Below are 25331 nucleotides of genomic sequence, written 5' to 3'. Positions count from 1 at the left end.
CGCCCGGGCGCCGACGCCTACCGGGCGGCGCGGGTCACGTGCCGCAGCAGGGCGAGGGTGTGCATCAGGGAGAAGCGCCGGGTGCCCCGACCGAGCTCGTCCCACGGCTTCCTCCACGGCATCCGGGGGGCCAGCCGCCACGCGTCGAGGCCGTCGCCGGCCAGGTCCCGGACCCGGTCGACCTCGCCCCGATGGAAGGCCGCGAGCGCGTCGGCGCGCGCCGCCACGTCCCGGTAGGGGAACTGGTGGGCGGGGCAGGCGATGGTCGCGCCGAGGTCGCGGATGCGCGCCAGGGTGCGTAACAGGTCGCCGGCCGGGTCGTCGTCGGGCCGGCTCACGATCGCGAGCTGGGTCGGCCCCTCGGCCATCATCGTGTCGCCGGTGAAGACCAGGCCGCGGGTGTCGTGGAAGACCGTGTGCCCGTAGGTGTGCCCGGGGGCGGGCACGGCGCGGATGGTCACGTCGCCGAAGCGGAACTCGGTGTCGGCGTCGAGGGCGACGTCGAGCCGCAGCGTCTCGTGGTGCTCGGCGACCGCGACGGCGTCGGCGTACATGCAGTCGACGACGTCGGCCGGCGCGCCGGTGAGGTCGAGGGCGGCGCGGAGCTGGGCGAGGAAGGTGCCGCGCGTGCGGTGCGCGGTGGCGAAGTCGTCGGCGCGGCCCATGACGACGCGCGCCCCGGAGACCTCCCGCAGGCGGGCGGCGAAGCCGACGTGGTCGGGGTGGTTGTGGGTGAGGAGGACGGTCGTGATGGCCTCGACCCGGTGGCCGAGCGACTCGACCGACCGCCGGAACGCCGCCCAGCAGGCCGGGTGGTCGTAGCCGGCGTCGACGAGGACCGGGCCGTCGCCGGTGTCGACCAGGTAGACGGTGACGTAGCGCAGGGCGCTGCCGTCCAGGGGGATCGGGACGCCCCAGACGCCGTCGACGACCTGGACGGGGTCCGGCACCTGGCGGGCGCGGTAGCTGGCGGCGTGTGCGTCGCTCACGGGTATGGACATCGTCGGACGGCTCCCTTACTGTGTGACAACAACATACCGGATGGTCGGAATTTAATTCAAGGAGTCCGATGAGCGAGGAACGGACGGGGTTTCGGCTGTGGGCCGTCGCCGAACCGGACCTGTGCGCGATCGTGACCGCCGACGATCGGCGGATCTCCTACGGCGAGCTGTTCGCCGAGGTGAACCGGATCTCGCACGGCCTGCGCACCCGGGCGGGCCTCCGTCTCGGCGACACGGTCGCGGCGGTCATGACGAACAGCGCCGGCATGGTGGCGCTCTATCTCGCGGCGATGCAGTCGGGGCTCTACCTCGTGACGCTCAACTACCACCTCACCGCGCCCGAGGTCGGCTACATCCTCGCCGACAGCGGCGCGAAGGTGGTCGTCGGCTCCGCCCGCGTCGAGGACGTGGTGGTCGCCGCCGCCGGGGCCGCACCCGACATCGAGGTGTTCGTCGACGGCACGCCCCGCACGGACCGGGCCCGCCCGCTGTCGGCGCTCACCGAGGGCATGCCCGACACGAGCCCGCACGACACGCCGGCCGGCTCCCTGATGATGTACACCTCGGGCACCACCGGCCGCCCGAAGGGCGTCAAGCGGCCGCTCAGCGGCGTCGACGCCGACACCGGCGCGCTGACGTACGTCTGGCTGTTCAAGGAGTTCGGGATGGAACGCCCCGCGTTCGCGTCCTGGCTGGTGTCCGCGCCGATGTACCACTCGGCCAACATCACCCCGGCCATGGGCGCGCTGCACGCCGGCGGCACCCTGGTCCTGATGGACGGCTGGACGCCGGAGGGCTTCCTGCGGCGGGTCCACGAGCAGCGGGTCACCGGCACCAGCATGGTGCCGACCCACTTCTACCGGCTGCTGCAACTGCCCGCCGAGGTGCGCGACGCCTACGACGTCTCCTCGCTGCGCTACGTGCTGCACGGCGCGGCGCCCTGCCCCCGCGAGGTCAAGCAGCGCATCCTCGACTGGTTCGGCCCCGTCGTCTACGAGTACTACGGCTCGACCGAGGTCGGCACGACCGTCGCGCGGCCCCACGAGTGGCTCGCCCACCCCGGCACGGTCGGCCGCCCGGCCTCGATCTCCACCCTGAAGATCCTCGACGAGCTGGGCAACGAGGTGCCGGTCGGGCAGACCGGCATCGTCTACATGCGCCAGGGCGACGACCGGGTCGAATACCACAACGACCCCGGCAAGACCGACGGCGCGCGCCGCGACGGCCTGATGACCGTCTGGGACGTCGGCCACGTCGACGCCGACGGCTTCCTCTACGTCACCGGCCGCGCGGCCGAGCTGATCCTCGTCGGCGGGGTCAACGTCTACCCGGCCGAGATCGAGGCGGCGCTGCTGGAACACGACTGGGTCGTCGACGCCGGCGTGATCGGGGCGCCCGACGAGGAGTTCGGCGAGGTGCCGCAGGCGCACGTCGTGCTGGCCGACGCCGCGCCCGACGCCGACGCGGCCGTGGCGGCGCTGCGCGGCCACCTCGCGCAGCGGCTGGCCAAGCCGAAGCGCCCGGTGTCGTACGTGGTGCGCGACGCGCTGCCGCGCGACCCGAACGGCAAGCTCTACAAGGCCCGGCTCACGCGCTCCGAGGAGCTCTCCGCGTGACCGGCATCGACGACGACCCGGTGGGGGATGGGCATGGACTTCGCTGACAGCGACGCCGACCTGGCGTTCCGGCGCGAGGTCGGCGACTGGCTCGACAAGGCGCTGGCCGACGTGCCCGACCAGGAGGAGCTGGCGCAGGACGAGCGCGAACACTGGTCGCGGGTGTGGCAGGACCGGCTGTGCGCCGGCGGCTGGGCCGGCCTGTCGTGGCCGACCGCGCACGGCGGCCGGGGCCTGGACTCGCTGGCACAGGCCATCTTCAACGAGGAGGCCGCTGTGCGCGGCGCGCCGTACCCGCTCAACGGGGTCGGCATGATGCTGGCCGGGCCCACGATCATCGCCCACGGCACCGACGAGCAGCAGGCCCGGCACCTGCCCGGGATCCTGCGCGGCGAGACGTACTGGTGCCAGGGCTTCAGCGAGCCCGGCTCCGGTTCCGACCTGGCGAGCCTGCGCACGGCCGCGACCCGGGTGGACGGCGGGTGGCGCGTCAACGGCGCGAAGATCTGGACGTCCAACGCGCACAACGCGTCGAAGTGCCTGCTGCTGGCGCGCACCGACCCCGACGCGCCGAAGCACCGGGGCATCACCTACTTCCTCGCCCCGATGGACGCCTTCACCGTCCGGTCGCTGGAAATGATCAACGGGGACACCGAGTTCAACGAGATGTTCCTCGACGACGTCTTCGTGCCCGACTCCGACGTGCTCGGCGGCGTCGGCAACGGCTGGACCGTCGCGCTCACCACCCTGGCCTTCGAGCGCGGCAGCATGGCGCTCAACCTGTGGGTGTGGGCCCGGCAGGCGGTGGACCGGGTGGTCGACCTCGCGGTCGCGCGCGGCGTGGCCGACGACGGCGCGTTCCTCGACACGGTGGGCGCGCTGCACTGCGACGCCGAGGCGGTCCGGATCGGGTCGATGCGGATGCTCGGCGAGAGCCGGGCCGGCGGCGTGCCGGGCCCGGAGACGTCGGCGCTCAAGAGCCTGTGGGCGCAGGTGGTGCAGAACGCCAACCGCCTCGCCGTGCAGCTCGACGAGGCCGGCGGCGTGCTGCTCGACGGCGACGGGGCCGCCGCCCGGATGCGCCGCTACCTGCGTGCCCGCGCCCACACCATCGAGGGCGGCACGGAGGAAGTCCAGAAGTCGATCCTCGCGGAGCGGGTGCTGAACCTGCCCCGCTCACGCTGAGCGGAGTGCCACATGCGAGCAACCTTCACCCCGGAGCAGCGGGAGATCGGCGACACCGTCGCCGCCCTCGCGGCGGGGGAGAAAGTCCGGGCGCGCGACGCCCTGACGGGCCCGTGGCGCGCCCCGGCCTGCGACGGCCTGCTGCTGGGCGACTTCGGCCTCCTCGGCGTGCCCGAGGCCGCCGGCGGCGTCGGGTCGCACCTGATCGACCTGCTGGTCGCCGTCGAGGCGCTCGGCGAGCGGCTCGTGCCGAGCCGGTTCCCGGCGCACGCGGCCGCCGTCCAGCTGCTCTGCGGCGGCGATCGGCCCGACCCGCTGCCCGACGAGGTGCTCTCCGGCGGCCGGGTGCTCACCTGCGCGGTCGACGTGCCGGGCGGCTCCGGCTGGGCGGACGGGGTCTCGCCCGATCCGCTGGTGCGGACCCTGGTGCCGTACGCGGCGCAGGCCGACGGCGTCGCCGTCCTGGGCCCCGACGGGGTCTGGACCGCCGAGGCGGCCGGGGTCGCCGCGCGGGACTCCGTCGACCCGTCGGTGCCGCTGTCGGACGTCACCCTGGCCGCGCCTGGGCGGGTGACGCCCGCCGGCGCGGGCGCGTGGCGCGCCGCGCTGGTGGTGGCCGCCGAGCTGTGCGGGGTCGCGCAGGGCGCGATCGACCTGGCCGCCGAGCAGGCCCGCACCCGCCGGCAGTTCGGCCGGGTGATCGGCTCGTTCCAGGGGGTCGCGTTCCAGCTCGCGGAGGCCGCCACGGCGCGCAAGGCCGCATGGGACCTGACCCTGTACGCCGCGTGGGCGGTCGACACCGGCCGCCCCGACGCCGGGATCCAGGTGCACGCGGCGAAGGCCGCGGCCGGGCGGGCGGCGGTCTTCGCCGCCGAGCGGTGCATCCAGGTGCACGGCGGGATGGGCATCACGATGGAGGCGGACCCGCACCTGTTCCTGCGCCGGGCGCTGGTGCTCGACGCCCGGCTCGGGCGCGGCTCGTGGCACCGGCGTCGCGCCGGCGAGCTGCGGGTCGGCGCGCGGGTCGGCGAGTCGCCCGTGCCCGGGCGCACCGCAGCGGCCTGACCTGCGCAACCCTTGCAGGCCATCTAGTACGGCAGTAACATACCGGCTGGTCGGAATAAACGAGGAGAGGCCGTGAAGTTCGGAATCATGAACCTGTTTCCGGTGAGCGATGGCACATCGGACCATCAGGTGCTGCGGGAGACCCTCGACGAGATCCAGCTGGCCGACGAGCTGGGCTTCGACTCGATCTGGCTGGCCGAGCACCACTTCTCCAAGTACGGCATCCTCGGCAGCCCGGTGAACTTCGGCATGGCCGTCGCCGAGCGCACCCGGCGGATCACCATCGGCACCGCCGTCCTCGTGCTGCCGCTGCACCACCCGCTGCGCCTGGCCGAGGACATCGCCGCCCTCGACGTGCTCAGCGGCGGCCGGGTCCGCATCGGCGTCGGCCGGGGCTACCAGCCCGCCGAGTTCGCCGGCTTCGGCATCCCCCTGGAGGAGTCGAAGCAGCGCTACCAGGAGACCCTGGAGATCCTGCGGCTGGCGCTGTCGCAGGAGAACTTCTCCTACCACGGCCAGATCTTCCACTACGACGACGTCACGACCTACCCGCGCCCGCACACCCCCGGCGGCCCGCCGATCCTCCAGGGCACCGTCTCCCCCGACAGCTTCCGCGAGCGCGGCGCGGTCGGCGAGTCGATCATCACCTCGCCGAACTTCACGCCGTTGGGCATCATGCAGAAGAACTTCGGCCTCTACCGGCAGAGCATGCGGGAGAACGGGTTCGACATCGCCGACTACGAACTGCCGTTCATGCAGCAGGTCTGGTGCGGCGACGGGGAGGAGGGCCTGCGGGAGGCCGCCCTGGCCGCGATGAACTACTACAAGTCGGTCGGCAAGGTCATCCCCGGCTCGGAGGAGGCCATCGAGCAGGAACGCTCCTACTACGCGGCCGTCGCGAAGAACATCGAGCTGCTGACCCTGGAGCAGACGCTGACCCACGGCGGCAACTTCGGCTCGGCGCAGCGGGTCATCGAGACCATCGAGATGCTGCGCGAACAGCTCGGCATCAACCACTACATCGGCTGGCTGCGCATCCCGTCGCTGGACCGCCGGGCCGCGCTGCGGTCGATGGAGGAGTTCGCCGAGAAGGTCATCCCGCACTTCCGCGCCCAGGAGCAGGCCGACGCCGCCCCGGTCGCCCCGCCCGTCACCGAGGCGGTCGTCGGGTGAGGATCAGCTGCTTCCTCAGCGCCCAGTTCGACCCGTCGGCCTCCGCCGTCGACGGCATCGACGGCGTGCTCGCCCAGGCCGCCGCCGCGGAGGCGGCCGGCTTCCACGCCGTCTACCTCGGGCACCACTACCTGGCCCGGTCGGCGTTCGTCCAGCCGATCCCGCTCGCCGGGTACCTCGCCCGCGCCACCTCGCGGGTCCGCATCGGCTTCGGGGTGCTGCTCGCGCCGCTGCTGAACCCGGTCGCGCTCGCCGAGGACCTCGCGTCCCTCGACGTGCTCTCGGGCGGCCGGCTGACCGTCGGCATCGGCGCCGGCTACCGCAAGCGGGAGACCACCGCGTTCGGCGTCGCCTGGGACGACCGGCTGCGCCGCCTGCGCGAGTACGTGCCGACGCTGCGGTCGCTGTGGAACGGCGAGACGGTCGACCTCGCCGGCAGCTGGGGCGAGGTCCCCGGCGCGTCCCTGGCGCTGCGCCCCGTGCAGCCCGGCGGCCCGCCGCTGTGGATCGGCGCGTTCGCCGAGCCCGCGATCCGCCGGGCGGCCCGGCTGGACGCGCCGTGGCTCATCGGCCCCAAGGGCAACGACGCCGAGCTGGCCCGGCTGCTCGGCATCTACCGCGCCGACCTCGTCGAGCGCGGCTTCGCCCTCGACCGGGAGTACCCGATGACCCGCGAGGCGTACCTCGGCGACAGCTACGCCGCCGCCGTCGCCGCCGTCCGCCCCCACCTGCAACGCCAGTACGCGGGCTACAAGTCGTGGGACGACGCCCAGTCCCTCGACCTCGACCGCTACCTCGCCGAGGACTGCCTCGTCGGGTCGGCCGACGAGATCGTCGACAAGCTGCGCCGCTGGGAGACCGACCTCGGCATCACCGAGGTCTCCCTGCGCCACCAGTTCGTCGGCGCCGGCCAGGACGAGGCGATGGAGCAGCTCGCCCGCTTCGGCGCGGAGGTCATCGCGCGCGTCGACCCCGCACCGACGGCACGGGAGGTGTCCCGATGAGCGCCGGCAACCTCGCCCGCATCCTCGACCGGCGCTGCGCCGACCGCCCCGACGTGCCGGGCCTGCACGGCGAGGACGGCCGGTCGTGGACGTTCGACCAGATCGACCTGCTCGCCGGCGGGGTCGCCGCCGCGCTGCGCGCCGAGGGCGTCGGCCCCGGCGACCGCGTCGCCTGCTACCTGACCAACGGCCCGGAGATCGTCTTCTTCCTCTTCGGCGCGTGGAAGGTCGGCGCGGTCCCGGTCACCGTGAGCAGCCTCTACAACGCCGCCGAGCTGGCCGAGTCGGTCGCGAAGACCGACCCGCGCCTGCTGCTCGTCGACGACCGCCGCCCGGACGTGATCGCCGAGTTCCTCGCCGCCGCCGGGGACGCGCCGCCGGTGCGTAGCGTCGCGGAACCGCTCGCCGGCGCGGCGGCCCTGCCGTGGCGGCACGAGGCGCGGGTGCCGACGGTCGACGTCGCGCCCGAGGCCGAGGCGTGCATCCTGTTCACCGGCGGCACCACCACCGGGCGGCCGAAGGCGGTCAGCGTCACCCACGGCGGGACCCGCGAGTCGCTCGGGCGGCTGGCCCGGGTCAGCACCGGCACCGACGCCGAGGGCACCGCCGCGCCCGACGCCGCCCCCAACCTCATCGCCCTGCCGCTGTTCCACAGCGGCGGCCAGCACTCGCTGCTGTTCGCCTACTTCGTCGGGCGGGCCGCCGTGGTCTGGGAACGCTTCGGCGTCGACCGGCTCGCCGGCCTGATGGACCGGTTCGCGTTCGACAACCTCTTCCTGCTCCCCACGATGGTCTTCGACATCGTGCACGCCGAGCGGGACCTGCCGTTTCACGGGGTCAAGTCCGTCCTCGTGGCCGGGCAGGCGATCTCCTGGCCGGTGCGCCGCGCCTTCGAGGAGCGCTACCGGGTGCCGATCCTGGTCAACTACGGCTCGACCGAGGCCGGGCACATCGCCGGCTGGACCGGCCGGGACATGAAGGCCGGGCGGTGGAAGCCCGGGTCGGCCGGTCGGGTCTACCCGGGCGTCGAGCTGGAGATCCGCGACGACGCGGGCGAGGCCCTGCCCACCGGCTCCTCGGGCGAGGTGGTCGTCCGGTCCGCGCTCACCCGGGGGTACGTCGACGACGCCGAGGCGTCCCGGGACCTGGTCCGCGACGGCTGGGTGCACACCGGCGACATCGGCTACGTCGACGCCGACGGCGTCCTGTTCCTCGTCGGCCGCAAGCGCGACATGATCAAGTGCGGCGGTTTCCAGGTGTGGCCCGAGGAGATCGAGGACGTGCTGCGCGAGCACCCGCTCGTGCGCGACGTGCGGGTGCTCGGCCGCGCCGACGACCGGCTGGGCGAGATCCCCGTGGCGCTCGTCGTGCGGGAGGCCGACGACGCGGTCACCGACGCCGACCTCGCCGACGCCGTCGTCGCGTACGCCCGGGACCGCCTCGCCCACTTCAAGACCCCCCGGCGGGTCGAGTTCGTGCCCGCCCTGGAACGCAGCACCACCGGCAAGACCAGCCGCGCGGCGGCACCCCTGCCGGAGGCGGGCAAAGCGGCAGCCGTGTCGCAGGAGGGAGGAAGCCGATGAGGTTCGGCATCATGGCGTCGCACCAGTACCCGCACGGCGACGACCTGCGCGCCCACCTCGACGACCTGTTCGGCACCGTCGAGCTGGCCGCCGAGCTGGGCTACGACTCGGTGTGGACGATCAACCACTTCCAGTCCAACCTGGCCACGCCCCAGCCGATCTCCATGCTGGCCAGCCTGATCCCGCGCTCCGGCGACATGCTGCTCGGCACCGGCATCCTGCTGCTGCCGATGTTCCACCCGGTGCACGTCGCCGAGGAGTTCGCCACCCTCGACCACCTCTCCGGCGGGCGGGTGGTCCTCGGCGTCGGCGCCGGCTACCGCGACAACGAGTTCGCCGCGTTCGGCATCGACCCGGAGACCCGGTTCCGCCGCTTCGACGAGAGCCTGCGGCTCATCCGGGCCCTGTGGACCGGGCAGCCCGTCACCCACGAGGGCGAGTTCTACCCGCAGACCGACGCCACGATCGGGGTGCGCCCGCTGACCCCGGGCGGGCCGCCGATCTGGATCGGCGCGGGCGGCAAGAAGGCCGTCCGCCGGGCGGCCCGCCTCGGCGACGCCTGGTACGCCCCGGGCAACTCCCCGAGCCGCCGCTTCCTGCCCGAGCACCTGGCCGTCTACAACGAGGCCCTGGCCGAGTACGGCCGCGACCCGGCGACCGTGCAGCGGCCCGTCGGCGTCGAGCTGTACTGCGCGCCGACCACCGAGCGGGCCGTCGCGGAGGCGCTGCCGCACGCCCGCGTCGAGTACTCGACGTACGCCGAGTACCCGGCGCTGCGCTGGCAGCGGGACCGGTTCGACGAGCTGGTGCGCAACACGCTGCTGCTGGGCTCCCCGGAGTTCCTCGTCGAACGGATCTCCGCCCTGCGCGACCTGGGCTTCGACCACCTGATCTTCCGTCCCGGGTGGCTGGGCATGCCCACCGAGAAGCTGCGCGCCTCGCTGCGGCTGTTCGCCACCGAAGTGATCCCCGCCTTCCGCACCCCCGCCACCTAAGGAACCGCCGTGAAGAAGACCGAAGCCGAGCTTCTGGAACACCAGTGGGACGTCGAGAACATGGAGGTCGACCCCGAGGTCCTCGCGAAGTACGTCCGCTACGACGTCGACGAGGAACGGTCCGTCGCGACCATCACCTTCGACCGCCCCGAGCGGCTCAACGCCATCCCCGTGGCAGCGTTCGAGCGGGTCGGCGACCTGGTCCGGGAGGCCGAGACCGACGACCGGGTCAAGGTCATCGTGTTCAAGGGCGAGGGCGAGCACTTCGGCACCGGCGCGGACGCCGCCGAGCTGGGCCACTACATCGGCTACCGGACCGGCACCGACAAGGCGTCGCGGCGGCGGCCGGCGCAGCGGCAGCGGATCCTGCCCGACCGCAACGTGCTCAGTTCCGGCTTCACCCGCCCGATCATCGAGTCGCTGAAGGCGACCATCTGCCAGGTGCAGGGCTACTGCTACGGCGGCCACTTCCAGATCGCGCTGTCGGCCGACATCGTCATCGCCTCCCCGGACGCCCGGTTCACCCACCCCGCGTTCCGCTACCTCGGCCCCGCCCCGCAGGACATGTACCACTGGATCGAGAAGGTCGGCCTGACGACGATGAAGGACGTCATGCTGACCATGCGGGCCATCGGCGCCGAGGAGGGCGAGCGCAAGGGCCTGGTCACCAAGGTCGTCGAGCGCGACGAGCTGCAGCGCTGGGTCGACGACTACGCCGACGCGATCGCGGTCATGCCGCTGGACTCGCTGATGATGGGCAAGTCGATGATGCAGGTGGTCATGGAGGCCCGGGGCAAGGGCCTGGGCGCGATGACCGGCTGGGTCGGGCACGGCTGGGCCACCAACGTCAGCTTCGACGAGGGCGACTGGAACTTCCTCAAGGAGCGCCGCGAGAAGGGCATCGCCCAGGCGCTGGCCGACCGGGACCGGCTGGTCGCGCCCTACTTCCGGCTCAGCGACACCCGGTCCCGGGAAGAGTAGGCGCGCGGCGTGCGGTTCGGCATCCTCCTCGACCACCAGTACGCCCCCGGCGACGACCTGGGCCGGCGCATCGGCGAGACCGTCGAGTACGTCCAGCACGTCCGCGACCTGGGCTACGACTCGGTGTTCGGCATCCACCACTACCTGTCGTCGCTGCGCACGCCGCAGCCGCTACCGCTGCTGAGCCGGCTCGTGGACCACTCCGGGACCATGCAGCTCGGCACCGGCATCCTCATCCTGCCGCTGGGCCACCCCGTGCACTGGGCCGAGGAGATCGCGACCATCGACCAGATGTCCGGCGGCCGGTTCGTGCTGGGCATCGGCTCCGGCTACCGCGACGTCGAGTTCGCGTCGTTCGGCATCGACCGGCGCACCCGCGTGTCGCGGATGAACGAGGCCCTCGCGGTGATGCAGCGGCTGTGGACGGGGGAGACGGTCCACCACGAGGGCAAGCACTTCGCCCTCGACGGCGTACGGTGCAGCGTCCTGCCCGTGCAGCGCCCGCACCCGCCGGTGTGGGTCGGGGCCAACGGCCCGACGGGCATCGCCCGGATCGCCCGGCAGGGCCTGCCGTGGCTGGCCCCGTCGAACGTGCGGCGCAACTGGGCCGTCGGCAACCTGGCCGACTACCGGGAGCAGCGCCGGGCGGCCGGCTTCGGCGAGGAGGGCGCGGTGTTCCCGATCCACCGCGACCTGTGCGTCGCGGACTCGGCGGAGGCCGCCTTCGCGGTGGCCGGCGACGCGGTGCGCCGCTCCTACGGCGAGTACGTCCAGTACGGCATGGACTTCTTCGAGTCGCAGTGGGACGCGATCAAGGAGAAGGCGCTGTTCTTCGGCTCGCCCGACGACATCGCCGCGAAGATCCGCGACTTCGCCGACGCCGGCTACAACCACTTCGTCTTCCGCGCCCAGTGGCTCGGCCTGCCCATCGAGCGCTCCATCGAGATCGTCGAGCGGTTCGCCCGCGAGGTCATGCCGAGGTTCCGCCCATGAGGATCGGTCACGTGATCGTCCCCGCCGGGGACCTGGACGCCCAGCTCGCCTTCTACACCGGCCTCGGCCTGACGGTGCGGTTCCGCGACGGCGACCGGTACGCCGCCGTCACCGACGGCACCGTCACCGTCGGCCTCGCCGACGCCACCCAGCAGCCCGTCGCCGGGCGGACCCTGCTCAGCGTGCAGGTCGACGACCTGGACGCCTGCCTGGCCGGGCTGGTGGCGGCCGGCGCCACGGCCGGTGCCCCGCAGGCCGGCCCGCACGAGCGGCGGGCGGTGGTCGTCGACCCCTGCGGCAACCCGCTCGTCGTCTACGAAAGGAACCCGGCATGACCGTCAGCGACGCGCTTCGCGGCCGTACCGTCGCCGTGCTCGGCGGCACCGGCCCGCAGGGGCGCGGCCTCGCCCGCCGCTTCGCCGCGGCCGGGCTCGACGTGGTGCTCGGCTCGCGGGACGCCGACCGGGCGGCGCAGACCGCGGCGGCGCTGCCCGGCCGGGTCCGGGGCGCGGCGAACGCCGACGCGGCGGCGGCCGGCGACATCGTCGTGGTCGCCGTGCCGTGGGACGGCCACGCCGAGCTGCTCACCGAGCTGGCCCCGGCGCTGGCGGGGAAGGTCGTGGTCGACTGCGTCAACCCGCTGGGCTTCGACCGGCAGGGCGCGTACGCCCTCCCCGCCGCGGAGGGCTCGGCGGCCCAGCAGGCGGCGGCCATCCTCACCGCGTCGACCGTCGTCGGCGCGTTCCACCACGTCTCCGCCGTGCTCCTGGAGGACCCCGACCTCGACACGGTCGACACCGACGTGCTCGTGCTCGGCGACGACCGCGCGGCCACCGACCTGGTCCAGGACCTCGCGGCCGTCATCCCCGGCGTGCGCGGCGTCTACGGCGGGCGGCTGCGCAACGCGCACCAGGTGGAGGCGTTCACCGCCAACCTCATCTCGGTCAACCGCCGTTACAAGGCGCACGCCGGCCTGCGCGTCACCGACGTGTGAGCCGCGGGAACCGGCTCAGCCGGTCGGCCTCGCCGGGCGGTTCGCCCGCACGCTCCACCGTCCCTCGACGCGGGTGAGCCGGACGGGATGGTCGAAGCACTTGCTGACCTGGTCGTTGGTGAGGACCTCGTCGGCGGGCCCCGACGCCAGGCAGCGCCCGTCCCGCAGCAGCAGCACGTGGGTCGTCCCGGGAGGAAGCTCCTCCAGGTGGTGGGTGACCAGGACGGACGCGAGTTCCGGGTAGGCGTGTTGCAGCTCGTCGAGCCGCTCGATGAGCTGTTCCCGGCCGGCGACGTCGAGACCGGTCGCGGGCTCGTCGAGCAGCAGGAGCCGCGGGCTGGGCATCAGCGCGCGGGCGATGAGCGCGCGGCCCCGTTCCCCCTGCGACAGGGTCGGCCACCGCGCGCCGTGGCGCTCGCCGAGGCCGAGCAGGCCGATCAGCCGGTCGGCCTGCGCGACCTGTTCGGGTGTCGGCGCCCAGCGGGGCACGCGTTCGACGGTGTTGGTCAGCCCGGTCAGCACGACGTCGTGCACCGTGAGGGGCGAGCGCAGGTCGTGCCGCGGATCGACGTGGCCGACGTGGGCCCGCAACTCGCGCATGTCGACCCGCCCCAGCCGGTGGCCCAGCACCTCGACGGTGCCCCGGGTGGGGTGCGTGACGGCGCCGAGGAGACCGAGCAGCGTGCTCTTGCCCGCCCCGTTGGGGCCGAGCAGCGCCCAGTGCTCGCCGGCCCGCACGGTCAGCGACACCTCGCTCAGGATCGGTCTGCCGTCGCGGACCACGGTCGCGTCGGTCACGCGCAGCACCGGGGGAGCGGTCACGAGGAGGCCCGCCCGCGGCGGCGGCCCAGAGGACGAGGTCCGTGCGTCGGCACCCGGGTACGGTAACCCAGCCGCGCGGGGCGGCCGGCACCGACCTCCATGGGTGACCGCCGTCGCCGGGATGCGGGCGGACCCCTTTTGCGGCGCGTCATGACGACTGACCGGGAAGCGCCCGTGAAGTGACAGTTGCGGGGCGGCGGGCAACCCCGCCCGGCGGCATGTACGCATCGTCATCCGTCTATTACGATCGGTGCTCCGGCCGGCCGGCGGAACGGGGTCGTCGTGATTGCACCGTGCGCACCGGCGTTCGCCGCCGCCGCCCCGCTGCGGGCCGTCGAACTCGCCGACGTCGCGGGCCGTCCCCAGGTCGTCGCCTGGGACCGCGGCACCGGGCGGCGCCGGGTCCTGACCGGGGCGCGGCACGGGGTGGACGCCTGCGACCTGGAGCCGGACGGCGGCCACGTCTGGTGGTTCGACGCCGGCCCGGACGGCGTGGGCGTCTGGCGACGCCAGCCGTTCGACGGCGGACCGGCCGCGCCCGCGCTGACCGGGCTGCCCCGGGGCCGGCCGTACGGCATCGCCTTCGACCACGCCGGCACGCTGGCGGTCGTCTGCGTCGGGCGCGCCGCGGAGTCCCGCTACCACCTGGGCCCGCCCGGCGGCCCGGCCCGGCTGGTCGCAGCCGTGGCCGGCTACGCGCCGCTGGTGGACCTGAGCCCCGACGGCGCCCTGCTCGCCCTCGCCGGCCGGCCGGACGGGCCGGCCGCCGTCACGGTGGCCCGCCTCACCGACGGCCACACCGAGACCCTCGCCGGCGGCCCGCACCGCCGGCTGTGGGGCCTGGAGTTCCGCCCCGACCCGGCCGGCGACGCGGAGCTGCTGCTGGTCGTGGAGGCGGGCGGGCGTTACACCGTCGGCACCTGGCGGCCGGGCCGGGACGTCCGGCTGCACGGGCGGCTGGCGTTCGACACGGAGATCACCGCGCACTGGCACGTCGACGGCCGCCGGGTGCTGGTCCAACAGGACCGGGCGGGACGCAGCCGGCTGCTCCTGGCCGACCTCGACGGCGGCGCGCCGGCCGTCCTGCCCACCCCGCCGGGGACCATCCTGGAGCTGGCCTGCGCCCCCGAGGGCGCGATCCACTACGTGTGGAGCCGGGAGGCGACGCCGCCGCGCCGGCTCGTCGTCGACCCCGCCGCCGGCCCCCGTCCGACGCCGGGCCCGGCGAGGGTGCCGGGCCGCCGCGAGGTGTGGACACCCCAGTCGTACGGCCGGATCCACAGCTTCCTGGCCACCCCGCCCGGCCCGGGGCCGTGGCCGACGATCCTCCTGCTGCACGGCGGGCCGTTCCTGCACGACCGGGACAGCTACGACCCCCGGGTGGAGCTGCTCACCGGGGCCGGCTACGCCGTCGCGCGCACCAACTACCGGGGGTCCACCGGCTACGGCCCGCGCTGGCGGCACGACTTCGGCCACCGGGTCGGCCTGGCCCAGCTGGAGGACCTCGCCGCCGTACGCCGGCACCTGGTCGAGCTCGGCGTCGCGCAGCCGGGGCGGGTCGGGCTGTGCGGCTACTCCTGGGGCGGCTACCTGGTGCTGCTCGCGCTGGGCGTCGCGCCCGACGACTGGGCGGTCGGGCTGGCGGTCTCCCCGGTGGCCGACTACTCCACCGCGCACCGCACGACGTCGCCCGCCGTGCGCGAGGCGGACGAGGAGCTCTTCGGCGGGACCCCCGCCGAGGTCCCCGACCGGTACCGGGCCGCCGACCCGATGACGTACCTGGACCGGGTGCGCGGGCCGCTCTTCGTCGCCGCCGCCACCGACGACGAGCGGTGCCCCGCCGAGGCGGTCGGCCGGTACGCGGCCGCGCTGCGGGACCGGTCGGTGCCGCACGAGGTGCTCTGGACCACCGGCGGCCACCACGGGGACCCGGCCGGCCAGACGGCCGTCTTCGCCGCCCTGCTCCGCTACGCCACCGCGGTGCTGCCCCCGCACGGGCCGGCCCCGGCGGCCCCCAGTCAGGACCACCGCGACCGGCGGGGTCCGACCCCCGACCGACCGGAGGGAGGTGAATGCAATGAAGCGACGCACTGTGCGGCACGACCCGATCAGCACGGGCGAGCGGGACCGCGGCGCCGTCATCGTCAAGATGCTCCTCGATCTTGACCGGGCGGTCCCGGCCGCGCGGCCCCAGGTGACCGAGACGCCGCCGGCCGCCAAGTGACCCGGCCGTGGTGACGCACGTCCACGACGTCGTTCCGGGGCGCCGCCGCGAGGCCCCGGAACGATGCCCAGCCCGCCCGGAGAGGAGACCGGCGATGAAGGTCGTCCTGGTGCACATGCCGTGGGGATCGCTCGACGTCCCGTCGCTCGCCCTGGGCATCCTGCGCGCCACCGCCGGCGTCGCCGGCCACGAAGTCGAGGTCCGCTACGCGAACCTCGACTTCGTCGACTGGGCGGTGGACCGCCTTACCTTCGGCCTGGCCGACTACCAGTACTTCTCCGAGACCTCCTACTTCCAGGGGGCCGGGGACTGGGTGTTCGCCGGGGCCCTCTACGGGCGGCGGCGCGACTTCGCGCCGCTGCACCGGCTGCTGGCCGACGCGGGGGCCAGCCGGGCCGAGGCGGCGCTGACCGCCACGCTGCACGAGCTGGTGCCGGAGTTCGTGGCGACCCTGGTCGCCGAGCTGGACGCCGCCGCGCCCGACGTCGTCGGGTTCACCAGCACCTTCCAGCAGAACACCGCCAGCCTGGCCGCCGCCCGGCTGCTCAAGCAGCGCAGGCCCGCCGTGCGGACCGTCCTCGGCGGGGCCAACTGCGACGGGGCGCAGGGCGCGGCGCTGCACCGCAACTTCCCGTTCCTCGACTTCGTCGTGCGCGGCGAGGGGGAGGCGGCCTTCCCCGCGCTGCTCGCCGCGCTCGATGCCGCGCCGGACACCGGCGGCGGCGACCCGCGCCCCGGCGGCGGCCTCGCGGACATCCCCGGGCTGTGCTGGCGGGACCCGACGGGCGGCGCGCGGGCCAACCCCATGTCGGCGCGACCGCTGCCGCCGGCCCGGATCGTCGCCCCCGACTACACGGGCTTCGTCGAACGCCTCGACGCCTCGGCGGCGGCCGAGTGGGTGGCCCCGAAGCTCGTCGTCGAGGGCTCCCGGGGCTGCTGGTGGGGCGAGAAGCACCACTGCACCTTCTGCGGCCTCAACGGCTCGTCGATGCAGTTCCGCAGCAAGAGCCCGGGACGCTTCCTCGACGAGGTGCTGGACCTGGCCCGCCGGCACCAGATGCTCGACTTCATCGTGGTCGACAACATCCTGGACATGGCGTACTTCGACTCGGTGCTGCTGCGGCTGGCCGAATCCGACTACGACGTCCGCCTGCACTTCGAGGTCAAGGCCAACCTGCGCCGGCAGCACTTCCAACGGCTCGCCGAGGCCGGGGCGGTGCAGGTCCAGCCCGGGGTGGAGAACCTCAGCACCCACGTGCTGCGGCTGATGGACAAGGGCGTGACCGGCTGCCAGAACGTCCGCGCGCTGCGCGAGGCCCAGAGCGCCGGGGTGACGACGAGCTGGAACTACCTCTACGGCTTCCCCGGCGAGACCGCCGAGGACTACACCGACGTCGTCGCGCAACTGCCGGCGCTGCACCACCTCGACCCGCCGATGGGCGCGGCGCGCATCGCCATCGAGCGGTTCAGCCCCTACTTCAACCAGCCGGAGCTGGGCTTCCCGGTGCTGGAGCCCGCCCCGCAGTACCGGGAGATCTACGACCTGCCCGCCGCCGAGCTGACCGACCTGGCGTACATCTTCACCACCGTGGCCCGGGGCATCGGCCGGGCCGAGGCGGCGGCGCTGGACGCGGCGATCGACCGGTGGCGGACCGAGTACCCGGTCAGCCGGCTCACCTACCAGGAGATCGACGACCGGGTCGTGCTGGTCAGCCGCCGCGCCGCGTACGACTGGTCGGTGCGCGAGCTGGCCACGCCGGCCGAGGTGGCGCTGTTCCGGCTGCTGGCGCAGCCCCGCACGGACGCCACCCTGGCGGCCCGCGTCCCCGGCGGGGCGGCGACGGTCCGGCCGCTGCTCGACCAATGGTCGGAGCTGGGCATCGTGTTCCACGAGGGAGGCTGCTGGGTGCACACCGCCGTCGAGTCGCACAACCAGGTGCTGGCCCGGGTCGACCACCAGCGGGCCGCCGCGGACGCCGCCGCGCGCGCCGGACAGGACCGCCATGCCGTCGCCGCGGGGTGACTTCGGCGCGACCGTGGTCGAGGTCGAGCTGTCCCGCGACTACGACCCGGCCGCCGCGCGGCTGCCCGGGATGGCGCTCGGCACGCGCCGGCTGGTCGGGCCGTGCGGGGAGACGGTGGCCGGCTGGTACGCCGCCGGCGCGCGGCACGCGCGACTGGCCCACCCGGTGGACCTGTGCGCCGACGCGGACGCCCGCGCGGCGCGGTCCCTCCTGCTGGTCCGCGAGCTGACCGCCCGGGGGATCGCGGTGGACTGGACGGCGCGCTGCCGGGACGGCTGCCACGGCGGCGACCTGTTCACCCACCTGTGCCCACCGTCCCGCCTCGACGGGGACGCCACCGGCACGGTCGCGGCCCGCTGGCGGGCGGCGTTCTTCCTCGGCCGCTGCGTCTACCGGCGCGGCCCCGGCTTCGTGGAGGTCCGCGACCGGCGCTCCGGCGCCCTGGAGGTGGTGACGATCGACGAGCCGGGCCACCTGGCGGCGATCGCGCCCCTGGCCGAGGGCGTCGCGGCGACGGCGGTGCCGGCCGACGTGCGCCGGGACCTCGTCGGGGCGCACCTGGTCGCCGAGCAGGCCGGCCACCTGTGGTGGCTGCCGACCCGCGCCCACCGCTGGCCCTTCCCCGCCCTGATCGTCTAGCGCCGCCCCGATCGTCCAGCACCGCCCGAGCGCCACCGAAGAGGAGACCCATGACCGCCGCCGAGGACGGGCCGACGCCGCCGCCACAGGCCCCGTTCGTCGTCGACCCCTACCCGACGCTGGCCCGGATCCGGGCCAACGGCCCGGTGTCGATCCTGCACAGCGACGAGGGGCTGCCCATGTGGGTCGTCGCCCGCTACCGCGACGTGCGCGCGGCGCTGGCCGACCCGAGGTTCGGTCAGGACGCCCGCCGCGCGCAGGAGCTGGCCGACCGCCGGGTGGCGGGGGTGACGCTCGGCGGCGACATGGTCCACATGCTCAACAGCGACCCGCCCGACCACACCCGGCTGCGCCGGCTGATCCACGGGTTCTTCACCGCCCGCCGGGTGGCGGCGATGCGGCCGCTGGTGCAGCGGATCACCACCGCCCTGCTCGACGAGGTCGCCGACCGCGACACCGTCGACCTCGTGGCGGACTTCGCGTTCCCGCTGCCCATGCTGGTCATCTGCGAGCTGATCGGCTTCCCGCCCGAGGAGCGGGCCGCCTACCGGAGCTGGTCGACGGCGATCCTGACCCACGGCGACGACCCGGAGGCGTTCGGCCGGGCCCTGCGGGAGCTGACCGCGCACATCGCCGTCGTGCTGCGGCGGCGGCGCACCGACCCGCGCGACGACCTGCTGACCGTCCTGCTCGCGGCCCGCGACCAGGGGCAGCTCACCGACGACGAGATCGTGGGCATGGTGTTCCTGCTGCTCATCGGGGGCCATGAGACGACCGTCAACCTGCTCGGCACGGCCACCCTGGCGCTGCTGCGAAATCCCGACCAGCACGCCTGGCTGCGGCGCAACCGGGCCGCGCTGCCCGCCGCGGTCGACGAGTTCCTCCGGTACGAGTCGCCGGTGAGCATGGCCACCCTGCGGTTCACCACCGCGCCGGTGGACGTCGACGGGGTGGAGATCCCCGCCGGTGAGCTGGTGCTGGTGTCCCTCGGCGGGGCGAACCGCGACCCCGACCGGTTCCCCGACGCCGACCGGCTGCTGCTCGACCGGGGCGACGCCGGGCACCTCGCCTTCGGCCACGGGACGCACCGCTGCCTCGGCGCGTTCCTCGGCAAGCTGGAGGGCGAGGTGGCGCTGGCCGGGCTGCTGGACCGCTTCCCGGCGCTGGCCCTGGCCGGCGTCGAGGCGGACCTGCGCTGGCGCAACACGATCATGCTGCGCGGGCTGGAGTCGCTGCCGGTGGCCCCGCGTGGCTGACCCCACCGCCACCCGGACCCCCCGGCGTCGGCTGCGGCTGAGCCTGGCGCCGCTGCGCTCCCGCGACTACCGGCTGCTCTTCGTCGCCGAGTCGGTGTCGGTCTTCGGCGACGCCTTCCACGCCGTCGCGCTGCCCTTCCTCGTCTACCAGGTCGGCGGGGGCGCGCGGGAGCTCGGGCTGCTGGTCGCCGGCTACGGCCTGTGCCGGCTGGCGACCACCCCGCTGGGCGGGATCCTCGCCGACCGGGTCGGCCCGTGGCAGGTGATGCTGGCCTCCGACCTGCTCCGGCTGGCGGCCACGGTCCCGATCGCGGTGGCCGCCGTCGCCGGCGACCCGGGCCTCGTCCTGATCGGGGCGCTGGTCGCCGTCGCCGGCCTGGGGGCCGGCCTGTTCCAGCCGGCCGCCTACGCCATCACGCCCCGGCTGCTGCCGGCCGAGCAGTTGCAGGCCGGCAACGCGCTGCACAGCGCCGCCGGCTTCGCCGCCGGGCTGGTCGGGCCCGGGGTGGCCGGGCTCGTCGTCGTGCTGCTCTCGCCGGGCGTCGCGTTCGGCGTGGACGCGCTGACCTTCGCGGTGTCGGCGGCCTGCCTCGCCGTGATCGGGGCGCACCACCGGCGGGCCGCGCCGGCCGCCGCCCCGCCCGCCGCCGGCGCGCCGCCGCCGCCACGGCTGACGTTCTGGCAGCTGCTGCGCGGGTCGCCGCTGCTGCGTACCGTGCTGGTGGTGACCGCCGCGGCCAACCTGACCGTCGGCGGGATGGTCCGGGTGGGCCTGCCCTCGCTGGCCAGCGCCGACCTGGCCGCCGGGGCCGAGGGCTTCGGCGGCCTGCTGGCCGCGTTCACCGGCGGCTCGCTGGCCGGCGGGTTCTTCACCGCCGGGCTGACCGGGATCCGGCGGCGCGGCGTCACCGCCATGCTCGCCGGCCTGGTGCTGGCCGTGGCGGTGGCCCTCGTGCCGTTCACCGGGTACGTCGGGGCCCTCGTCGCGCTGGCCGTGGCCGGGGTCGCCAGCACCGTGACCAACGTCCTGGTGATCACCGTCGTCCAGCAGCACACCGCCCCCCACCTGCTCGGCCGGGTGATGAGCGCCATCCTCCTCGCCGCGCTGGGCCTGTTCCCGCTCTCCGGCGCGGCGGCGGGGCTGGTCGTGGACGCGTACGGCAGCCCGGTGCTGTTCCTGGCCACGGCCGCGACGTTGGGGGCCGCCTTCGGTTTCGGCCTGTCCCGCCGGGTGCTGCGCGACGGCTGAGGCGTCCCCGCGCCCGGCCCGGCCGGCGCGGCCGTCAGCCCGCGGCGCGCACGTCGAGGGCGGCGACCGACGGGTGGGGGCGGTCCGCCGCGTCGTCGACGGCCACCGCGAGCCCGCCGGTGGACCGCGGCCCGGCCGGCGTCGGCACCCGCAGGGCGGGGCCGCCGTCGACCCGGGCGACGGTCTCGCCGTCGCGCACCGTCACCGTCACCCGGTGGGTGGCGGCCGGGGCCAGGGCGGCCTCGGCGACCACCCGGTCGCCGCGCAGCAGCGCCACCCGGCCGTGCGCGACGCGCACCGACACCGGGTCGTCGCTGTCCACCCGGACCGTCAGGGTGACCGTGCCGCCGTCGGCCCGCAGCCCACGCGGCGTGGCGTCGACCGTGTAGTCGGTCCAGTCCGCGCTGGCGTAGGCGAGCAGCGTGCCGTAGGCGCGGCGCGGGCTGGCGGCGGTGAACCGGCCGGCGGTCAACGACGACAGGTCCGTCATCGGCTCGCCCTGCTGGTCGCGCCAGTCCCACGGGTTCGTGAACGGGGCGCTGACCCGGGCGGGCACCGCCGTGCGCTCGACGACCGCGCTGACCAGCTCGGCGGCGCTCGTCGTGGCGTACACCTCGGCCCGCTCGACCTGGCCACCGGCTGCGGACCGGCGGCTGCTCGGCTCGGGCCCCCGCGACTTGTTGGTCAGCGCGGCGGCGAACCGCCCGGCCACCAGCTCGCGGCTGAACCCGGCCGCCGCCGGGTCGGTCACGGCGTCGCCGACCTCGGAGAACGGGTACGCGAACAACTGCGGCCGGGGCAGGTCGTGGGCGGCGAACGCGGCGAACATCGCGTCGAGGTCGGCGGTGAGCCGCTGCCGGTAGGCGGCCAGGCTCTCCTGCGCCCCCGTGGCCGGGTCCCACCGCCGGTGGGTCAGCGGCGAGCCCTGCGTGCCCGGCCCGGTCTGCACCCGGGTGTGCAGGTCGTGGGTGTGCGCCTGGAAGTCCCACCGGCCGGAGCGCGCCATCCGGGCGATCTCCGCCCAGCTCAGGTAGTACGGCCGGTGCTCGCCCACCTGGCCGGTGATCAGGTAGGAGGCGGCCACCATGTCGTGCCGGGCGAGGATCCGGTCGGCGTACGCCCACAGGCCCCGGGTGCCGTCGTCGAAGGTCAGGTAGACCGAGCGTTCCGGCACCGCGCCGCCGCGCAGGTAGTCGACGTACTGCGCCGTGGAGATCGACCGGTAGCCGGCCGCGCGCAGGGCGGTGAGCTGCGCGTCGAACTCCTCCGGGCTGACCACGTAGTGCTCCCGGCCGCCCGGCTCGGTCGCGGCCGGGTCGTCGCCGTGCGGCCGGACGTCGTGGTAGGCCACCACCACCGGCGCGGCCCGCTGCGGCAGCCGGCCGGCCAGCTCCGTGAACCGGCGCAGGTCGGCCGGGTCGAGCCGGGTCACCGCGGTGTCCCGCTGCGCGCCGACGTGCCGCCGCAGGTCGGCCAGGTACCAGGAGACCCCGAACGGCGTCGCCACCACCAGCAGGGTGACCAGCGAGAGCAGCGCCCCCAGCGGGCGGGGCCACCAGCGCGTCACCGCAGCACCTCCCCACGGGTGAACACCACGACGTAGAGCGCGACCAGCACCACGGCACCGGCGAGGGTGAGCGCCACCCGGGCCAGCCCGGCGAGCAGCCGCCGGCCCGCGTTCACACCGCGCTCCGCGACCAGACGCCGCGCCGGATCGTGCCCACCGAGTAGGGCAGCAGCCAGGACAGCACCGTGGCGGAGAGCACGCTCATCAGCGGCCGGTACGCCCAGCGCGGGTCGCCCGGGTTGTCCAGCCGGTAGGCCAGCCCCCAGAAGGTGCCCTTGAGCAGCACCCCGCACAGGTAGAGCAGCGGCACCGCCCACCAGCCGTGCAGCGGGGCCCACACCAGGTGGGCGAAGGCCATCGCCGGGGCGACCGCCACCCACAGCGCGTGCCCGTAGTAGAGCGCCGCCGGGCCGGGCCCGCGCCGCCACATGAACGTGCCGGTGAAGAAGAGGTTGCGCACATAGCTCTTCTTCCAACGGGTCTGCTGGCGCAGGAACGGGCGCGGCCGCGCCGGCACCGTCGTCCACACCCGCGCCGAGCGGACGTACCCGACCCGCCAGGCCCGGGGCGGGTGGTCCTCGTCGCGGACGAACGGCGAGTCGGCGAAGCGCCGCTTGAGGCGTACGCCGATCCAGCGCTGCCCGAGGACGTAGCCGGTGAGCTGCCGGTCGGTGGCGAAGCGGAACTCGCCGCCGAGGAACCGGTCCGCCGCCCAGGCCGGCAGGTAGTTGATCACGGCTGCCCGCCGGAACACGGCCAGCGGGCCGGAGACGCAGGTGACCGCCCCGAACGACGCCTCGGCGGCCTTGGCCACCCGGAACTGGCCCTCGTACCAGACGTCCTGCACCCGGGTGAGCAGCGACTCGTCGGGGTTGAGCGCGCGGGCGTGCCCGCTGACCGCGCCCAGGTCCGGCTGCCGCAGCAGGGCCTCGACGCAGCGGCGCAGCGCGTCCGGGGCCAGGACGCAGTCGGAGTCGGTGAAGGCGAGCACGTCGCCGTCGGCGTGCCGGGCCCCGTGCACCAGGGCCCGCTTCTTGCCGACGTTGCGGGGCAGGTGCAGCACGGTGACCGGCAGCTCGGCGGCGAGCCGGTCCAGCACCTCGGCGGTGCCGTCGGTGGAGCCGTCGTCGACGACGATCACCTGCAACGGCCGGTGGTCGCTGCCGGTCATCGACCGCACGCACGCCTCGATCCCGTCGACCTCGTCCTTGACCGCCACGAGCAGGCTCACCCGGGGGGCCGGCGGCAGCGGCGGGAACGTGGCCGCGTGCCGGGGGTGCGCCGGGGCCTCGCTGGGGTCCTCGTAGCGGGCGTAGGCCAGGTAGAACACGGCGACGGTGGCGGTGAGCACGGCGAACCCGTAGTACGCCGCCAGCGGCGCGTACGGCAGCTGGGGCAGCTGCCGGGCCAGCAGGGCGATCAGCGGGAGCAGGCAGAGCGCGACGAGCAGCCGGCGCAGGCCGCGCCGGACCGGTTGGAGCGCGGGCATCTCAGACGACCTCGCGGCGCGGCAGCCCGGTCATCCGGTAGGTGGCGTCGAGGACCATCGGCTGGGTGGCCAGCCACGCCTCGTCCAGGTCGGCCTGGGCGGTGTGCACGACGACCAGGTCCCACTCCCGCTCGGTGTGGTCGGTCAGCCGGCGCAGGGTCGCGCCGTCGGCCGTGCGGACCGACGCGACGAGGTCGTCGACGAAGCCGACGTCCGCGCCGGCCCGGACCAGCTCGCCGATGATCTCCAGCGCCGGCGACTCGCGGACGTCCGCGACGCCGGGCTTGTAGGTCACCCCGACCAGCAGGACGCGGGCCCCGAGCAGCGTACGACCGGCGCCGGCGAGCAGGTCGCGGACCCGCTCGACGACGCGGCGGGGACGGGCGGAGATGCCCCGCATCGCGGTCTCGATCAGCGGCGCCTCGCGGCGCTGCCCGCGCAGCTGCCACAGCAGGTAGTGCGGGTCGCAGGGGATGCAGTGCCCGCCCACCCCCGGGCCGGGCTGGAAGGCCATGAACCCGTACGGCTTGGTGGCCGCCCCGTCGATCACCTCGGTGACGTCCAGGTGCAGGTCCCGGCAGAGGTCGGCGAACTCGTTGGCCAGGGCGATGTTGACGGCCCGGAAGGTGTTCTCCAACAGCTTGGTCATCTCGGCGGCCTCGGGCGAGCCGAGCCGGTGCACCCGGGGGGTGATCCGGGCCAGCGCCGTGGCGGCCCGCGCCGTGCAGTCGGGGGTGACCCCACCGACGACCCGGGGGGTCAGCTCCTGGCGGTGCCCGTCGTTGCCGGGGTCGACCCGTTCCGGGGCGAAGGCCACCCACACCTCCCGCCCGACCCGCAGGCCCCGGGCGGCCAGCGGTTCGACCAGCAGGTCGCGGGTGGTGCCGACGTAGCTGGTCGAGGTGAGCACGATGGTCTGACCGGGGCGGGCGTGGGCCACCACCGCGGCGCAGGCCGCCCGCAGCGCGGTGAGGTCCGGGTCGAGGTGGCGGTCCACCGGCGTGGGGACGCAGATCAGCACCGTGTCGGCGTCGGCGATCTCGGCGATCGAGGTGGTGAGCCGCAGGGCGGGGTCGGCGGCCCGCATCGTCTCCCGGAGCCGCTCGCGGTCGACGTCGAGCAGGTCGGCCCGGTCGGCGCGGATGTCGTCGAGCCGGGCCGGGTCGATGTCGACGCCGATCACCCGCGCGCCGCTGCCGACGAGGGCCAGGCTGGTGGGCAGGCCGACGTAGCCGAGGCCGACCACGGCGGTGCGGGCCCCGGGGGCGACCGGAGCGACGACGACGGCCGGATCGGCGGCGGGCGACGGCGGGGCGGCCGGGTGGGGCACGACGGCCGGGGCGACGGCCGGCGGGCGGGACCGGTCGGCGGCGGGCAGGAGCTGCGACATGGCGGGTCCCTTACGCACGGTGAACGGGAACGATCCAAGAGTGCCGAGCCCGCGGCCCCGAAGGCGCTCCCACGAACAGCC

General features: G+C 74.9%; 21 protein-coding genes. 16 read left to right on the top strand and 5 right to left on the bottom strand.

The window, feature by feature from the left end; all coding sequences use genetic code 11:
* Nucleotides 1-17 precede the first annotated feature (17 nt).
* Entirely contained in the window at nt 18-989 is a 972-nt protein-coding gene (locus HDA31_RS17235) for an MBL fold metallo-hydrolase (protein ID WP_178064405.1), read from the bottom strand.
* A gap of 80 nt (nt 990-1069) precedes the next feature.
* On the opposite strand from HDA31_RS17235, the gene HDA31_RS17230 reads away from it, so the two are divergent.
* The 11 genes from HDA31_RS17230 to npdG all read left to right on the top strand — a co-directional run bounded on the left by HDA31_RS17230 (nt 1070) and on the right by npdG (nt 12590).
* Nucleotides 1070-2617: an AMP-binding protein gene (locus tag HDA31_RS17230; RefSeq protein WP_178064406.1), complete on the top strand. Its 1548-nt coding sequence runs from the start codon at nt 1070-1072 to the stop codon at nt 2615-2617.
* A gap of 33 nt (nt 2618-2650) precedes the next feature.
* Entirely contained in the window at nt 2651-3802 is a 1152-nt protein-coding gene (locus HDA31_RS17225) for an acyl-CoA dehydrogenase family protein (protein ID WP_178064407.1), read from the top strand.
* A gap of 12 nt (nt 3803-3814) precedes the next feature.
* Nucleotides 3815-4867 carry an acyl-CoA dehydrogenase family protein gene (locus HDA31_RS17220; RefSeq protein ID WP_178064408.1) on the top strand — a complete coding sequence of 351 codons (1053 nt, stop codon included), beginning with the start codon at nt 3815-3817 and terminating at the stop codon, nt 4865-4867.
* A gap of 87 nt (nt 4868-4954) precedes the next feature.
* Nucleotides 4955-6040 (top strand): LLM class flavin-dependent oxidoreductase, encoded by a 1086-nt coding sequence (locus tag HDA31_RS17215; RefSeq protein WP_311774387.1) that lies wholly within the window; start codon nt 4955-4957, stop codon nt 6038-6040.
* Complete coding sequence (locus HDA31_RS17210) at nt 6037-7044, top strand: LLM class flavin-dependent oxidoreductase (RefSeq protein ID WP_178064410.1); 1008 nt, start codon at nt 6037-6039, stop codon at nt 7042-7044. The genes HDA31_RS17215 and HDA31_RS17210 overlap by 4 nt, the downstream gene beginning before the upstream one ends.
* On the top strand, nt 7041-8627 hold the full coding sequence (locus tag HDA31_RS17205) for a class I adenylate-forming enzyme family protein (protein ID WP_178064411.1): 1587 nt from the start codon (nt 7041-7043) through the stop codon (nt 8625-8627). The genes HDA31_RS17210 and HDA31_RS17205 overlap by 4 nt, the downstream gene beginning before the upstream one ends.
* Nucleotides 8624-9622: an LLM class flavin-dependent oxidoreductase gene (locus HDA31_RS17200; RefSeq protein WP_178064412.1), complete on the top strand. Its 999-nt coding sequence runs from the start codon at nt 8624-8626 to the stop codon at nt 9620-9622. The genes HDA31_RS17205 and HDA31_RS17200 overlap by 4 nt, the downstream gene beginning before the upstream one ends.
* A 9-nt stretch (nt 9623-9631) precedes the next feature.
* Nucleotides 9632-10603: an enoyl-CoA hydratase/isomerase family protein gene (locus HDA31_RS17195; protein WP_178064413.1), complete on the top strand. Its 972-nt coding sequence runs from the start codon at nt 9632-9634 to the stop codon at nt 10601-10603.
* A 9-nt stretch (nt 10604-10612) separates the two neighbouring features.
* On the top strand, nt 10613-11596 hold the full coding sequence (locus HDA31_RS17190) for an LLM class flavin-dependent oxidoreductase (protein WP_178064414.1): 984 nt from the start codon (nt 10613-10615) through the stop codon (nt 11594-11596).
* The gene (locus tag HDA31_RS17185) at nt 11593-11931 is read left to right on the top strand and encodes a VOC family protein (protein WP_074478897.1); all 339 of its coding nucleotides are present in this window, start codon (nt 11593-11595) and stop codon (nt 11929-11931) included. The genes HDA31_RS17190 and HDA31_RS17185 overlap by 4 nt, the downstream gene beginning before the upstream one ends.
* Nucleotides 11928-12590, top strand: a complete 663-nt coding sequence (gene npdG, locus HDA31_RS17180; RefSeq protein ID WP_178064415.1) for an NADPH-dependent F420 reductase — start codon at nt 11928-11930, stop codon at nt 12588-12590. Before HDA31_RS17185 ends, npdG begins: the two co-directional genes overlap by 4 nt.
* 15 nt (nt 12591-12605) lie before the next feature.
* On the opposite strand, the gene HDA31_RS17175 is transcribed toward npdG, so the two are convergent.
* Complete coding sequence (locus HDA31_RS17175) at nt 12606-13388, bottom strand: ABC transporter ATP-binding protein (RefSeq protein WP_246384578.1); 783 nt, start codon at nt 13386-13388, stop codon at nt 12606-12608.
* 306 nt (nt 13389-13694) lie between these two features.
* Between HDA31_RS17175 and HDA31_RS17170 the strand changes: the two genes are divergently transcribed.
* The 5 genes from HDA31_RS17170 to HDA31_RS17150 all read left to right on the top strand — a co-directional run bounded on the left by HDA31_RS17170 (nt 13695) and on the right by HDA31_RS17150 (nt 20804).
* Nucleotides 13695-15578: a S9 family peptidase gene (locus tag HDA31_RS17170; protein ID WP_178064417.1), complete on the top strand. Its 1884-nt coding sequence runs from the start codon at nt 13695-13697 to the stop codon at nt 15576-15578.
* Nucleotides 15579-15730: 152 nt separating this feature from the next.
* A complete protein-coding gene (locus tag HDA31_RS17165) occupies nt 15731-17659 on the top strand; it encodes a RiPP maturation radical SAM C-methyltransferase (protein WP_178064418.1) in 1929 nt (642 codons plus the stop codon).
* Complete coding sequence (locus HDA31_RS17160; protein WP_178064419.1) at nt 17640-18299, top strand: DUF5825 family protein; 660 nt, start codon at nt 17640-17642, stop codon at nt 18297-18299. The genes HDA31_RS17165 and HDA31_RS17160 overlap by 20 nt, the downstream gene beginning before the upstream one ends.
* A gap of 50 nt (nt 18300-18349) precedes the next feature.
* Entirely contained in the window at nt 18350-19555 is a 1206-nt protein-coding gene (locus tag HDA31_RS17155; protein WP_178064420.1) for a cytochrome P450 family protein, read from the top strand.
* Nucleotides 19548-20804, top strand: coding sequence for an MFS transporter (locus HDA31_RS17150; protein ID WP_178064421.1), 1257 nt, complete (start codon nt 19548-19550; stop codon nt 20802-20804). Before HDA31_RS17155 ends, HDA31_RS17150 begins: the two co-directional genes overlap by 8 nt.
* A gap of 34 nt (nt 20805-20838) precedes the next feature.
* On the opposite strand, the gene HDA31_RS17145 is transcribed toward HDA31_RS17150, so the two are convergent.
* The 3 genes from HDA31_RS17145 to HDA31_RS17135 form a co-directional block, all read right to left on the bottom strand.
* The gene (locus HDA31_RS17145) at nt 20839-22371 is read right to left on the bottom strand and encodes a polysaccharide deacetylase family protein (protein WP_178064422.1); all 1533 of its coding nucleotides are present in this window, start codon (nt 22369-22371) and stop codon (nt 20839-20841) included.
* Between the two features lie 112 nt (nt 22372-22483).
* Entirely contained in the window at nt 22484-23860 is a 1377-nt protein-coding gene (locus HDA31_RS17140; RefSeq protein WP_178064423.1) for a glycosyltransferase family 2 protein, read from the bottom strand.
* A 1-nt stretch (nt 23861) separates the two neighbouring features.
* The gene (locus HDA31_RS17135) at nt 23862-25250 is read right to left on the bottom strand and encodes a nucleotide sugar dehydrogenase (RefSeq protein WP_178064424.1); all 1389 of its coding nucleotides are present in this window, start codon (nt 25248-25250) and stop codon (nt 23862-23864) included.
* Nucleotides 25251-25331 lie beyond the last annotated feature (81 nt).

Source organism: Micromonospora carbonacea (assembly GCF_014205165.1).
Classification (GTDB): domain Bacteria; phylum Actinomycetota; class Actinomycetes; order Mycobacteriales; family Micromonosporaceae; genus Micromonospora; species Micromonospora carbonacea.
This window is presented reverse-complemented; position numbering and strand designations above follow the sequence as displayed.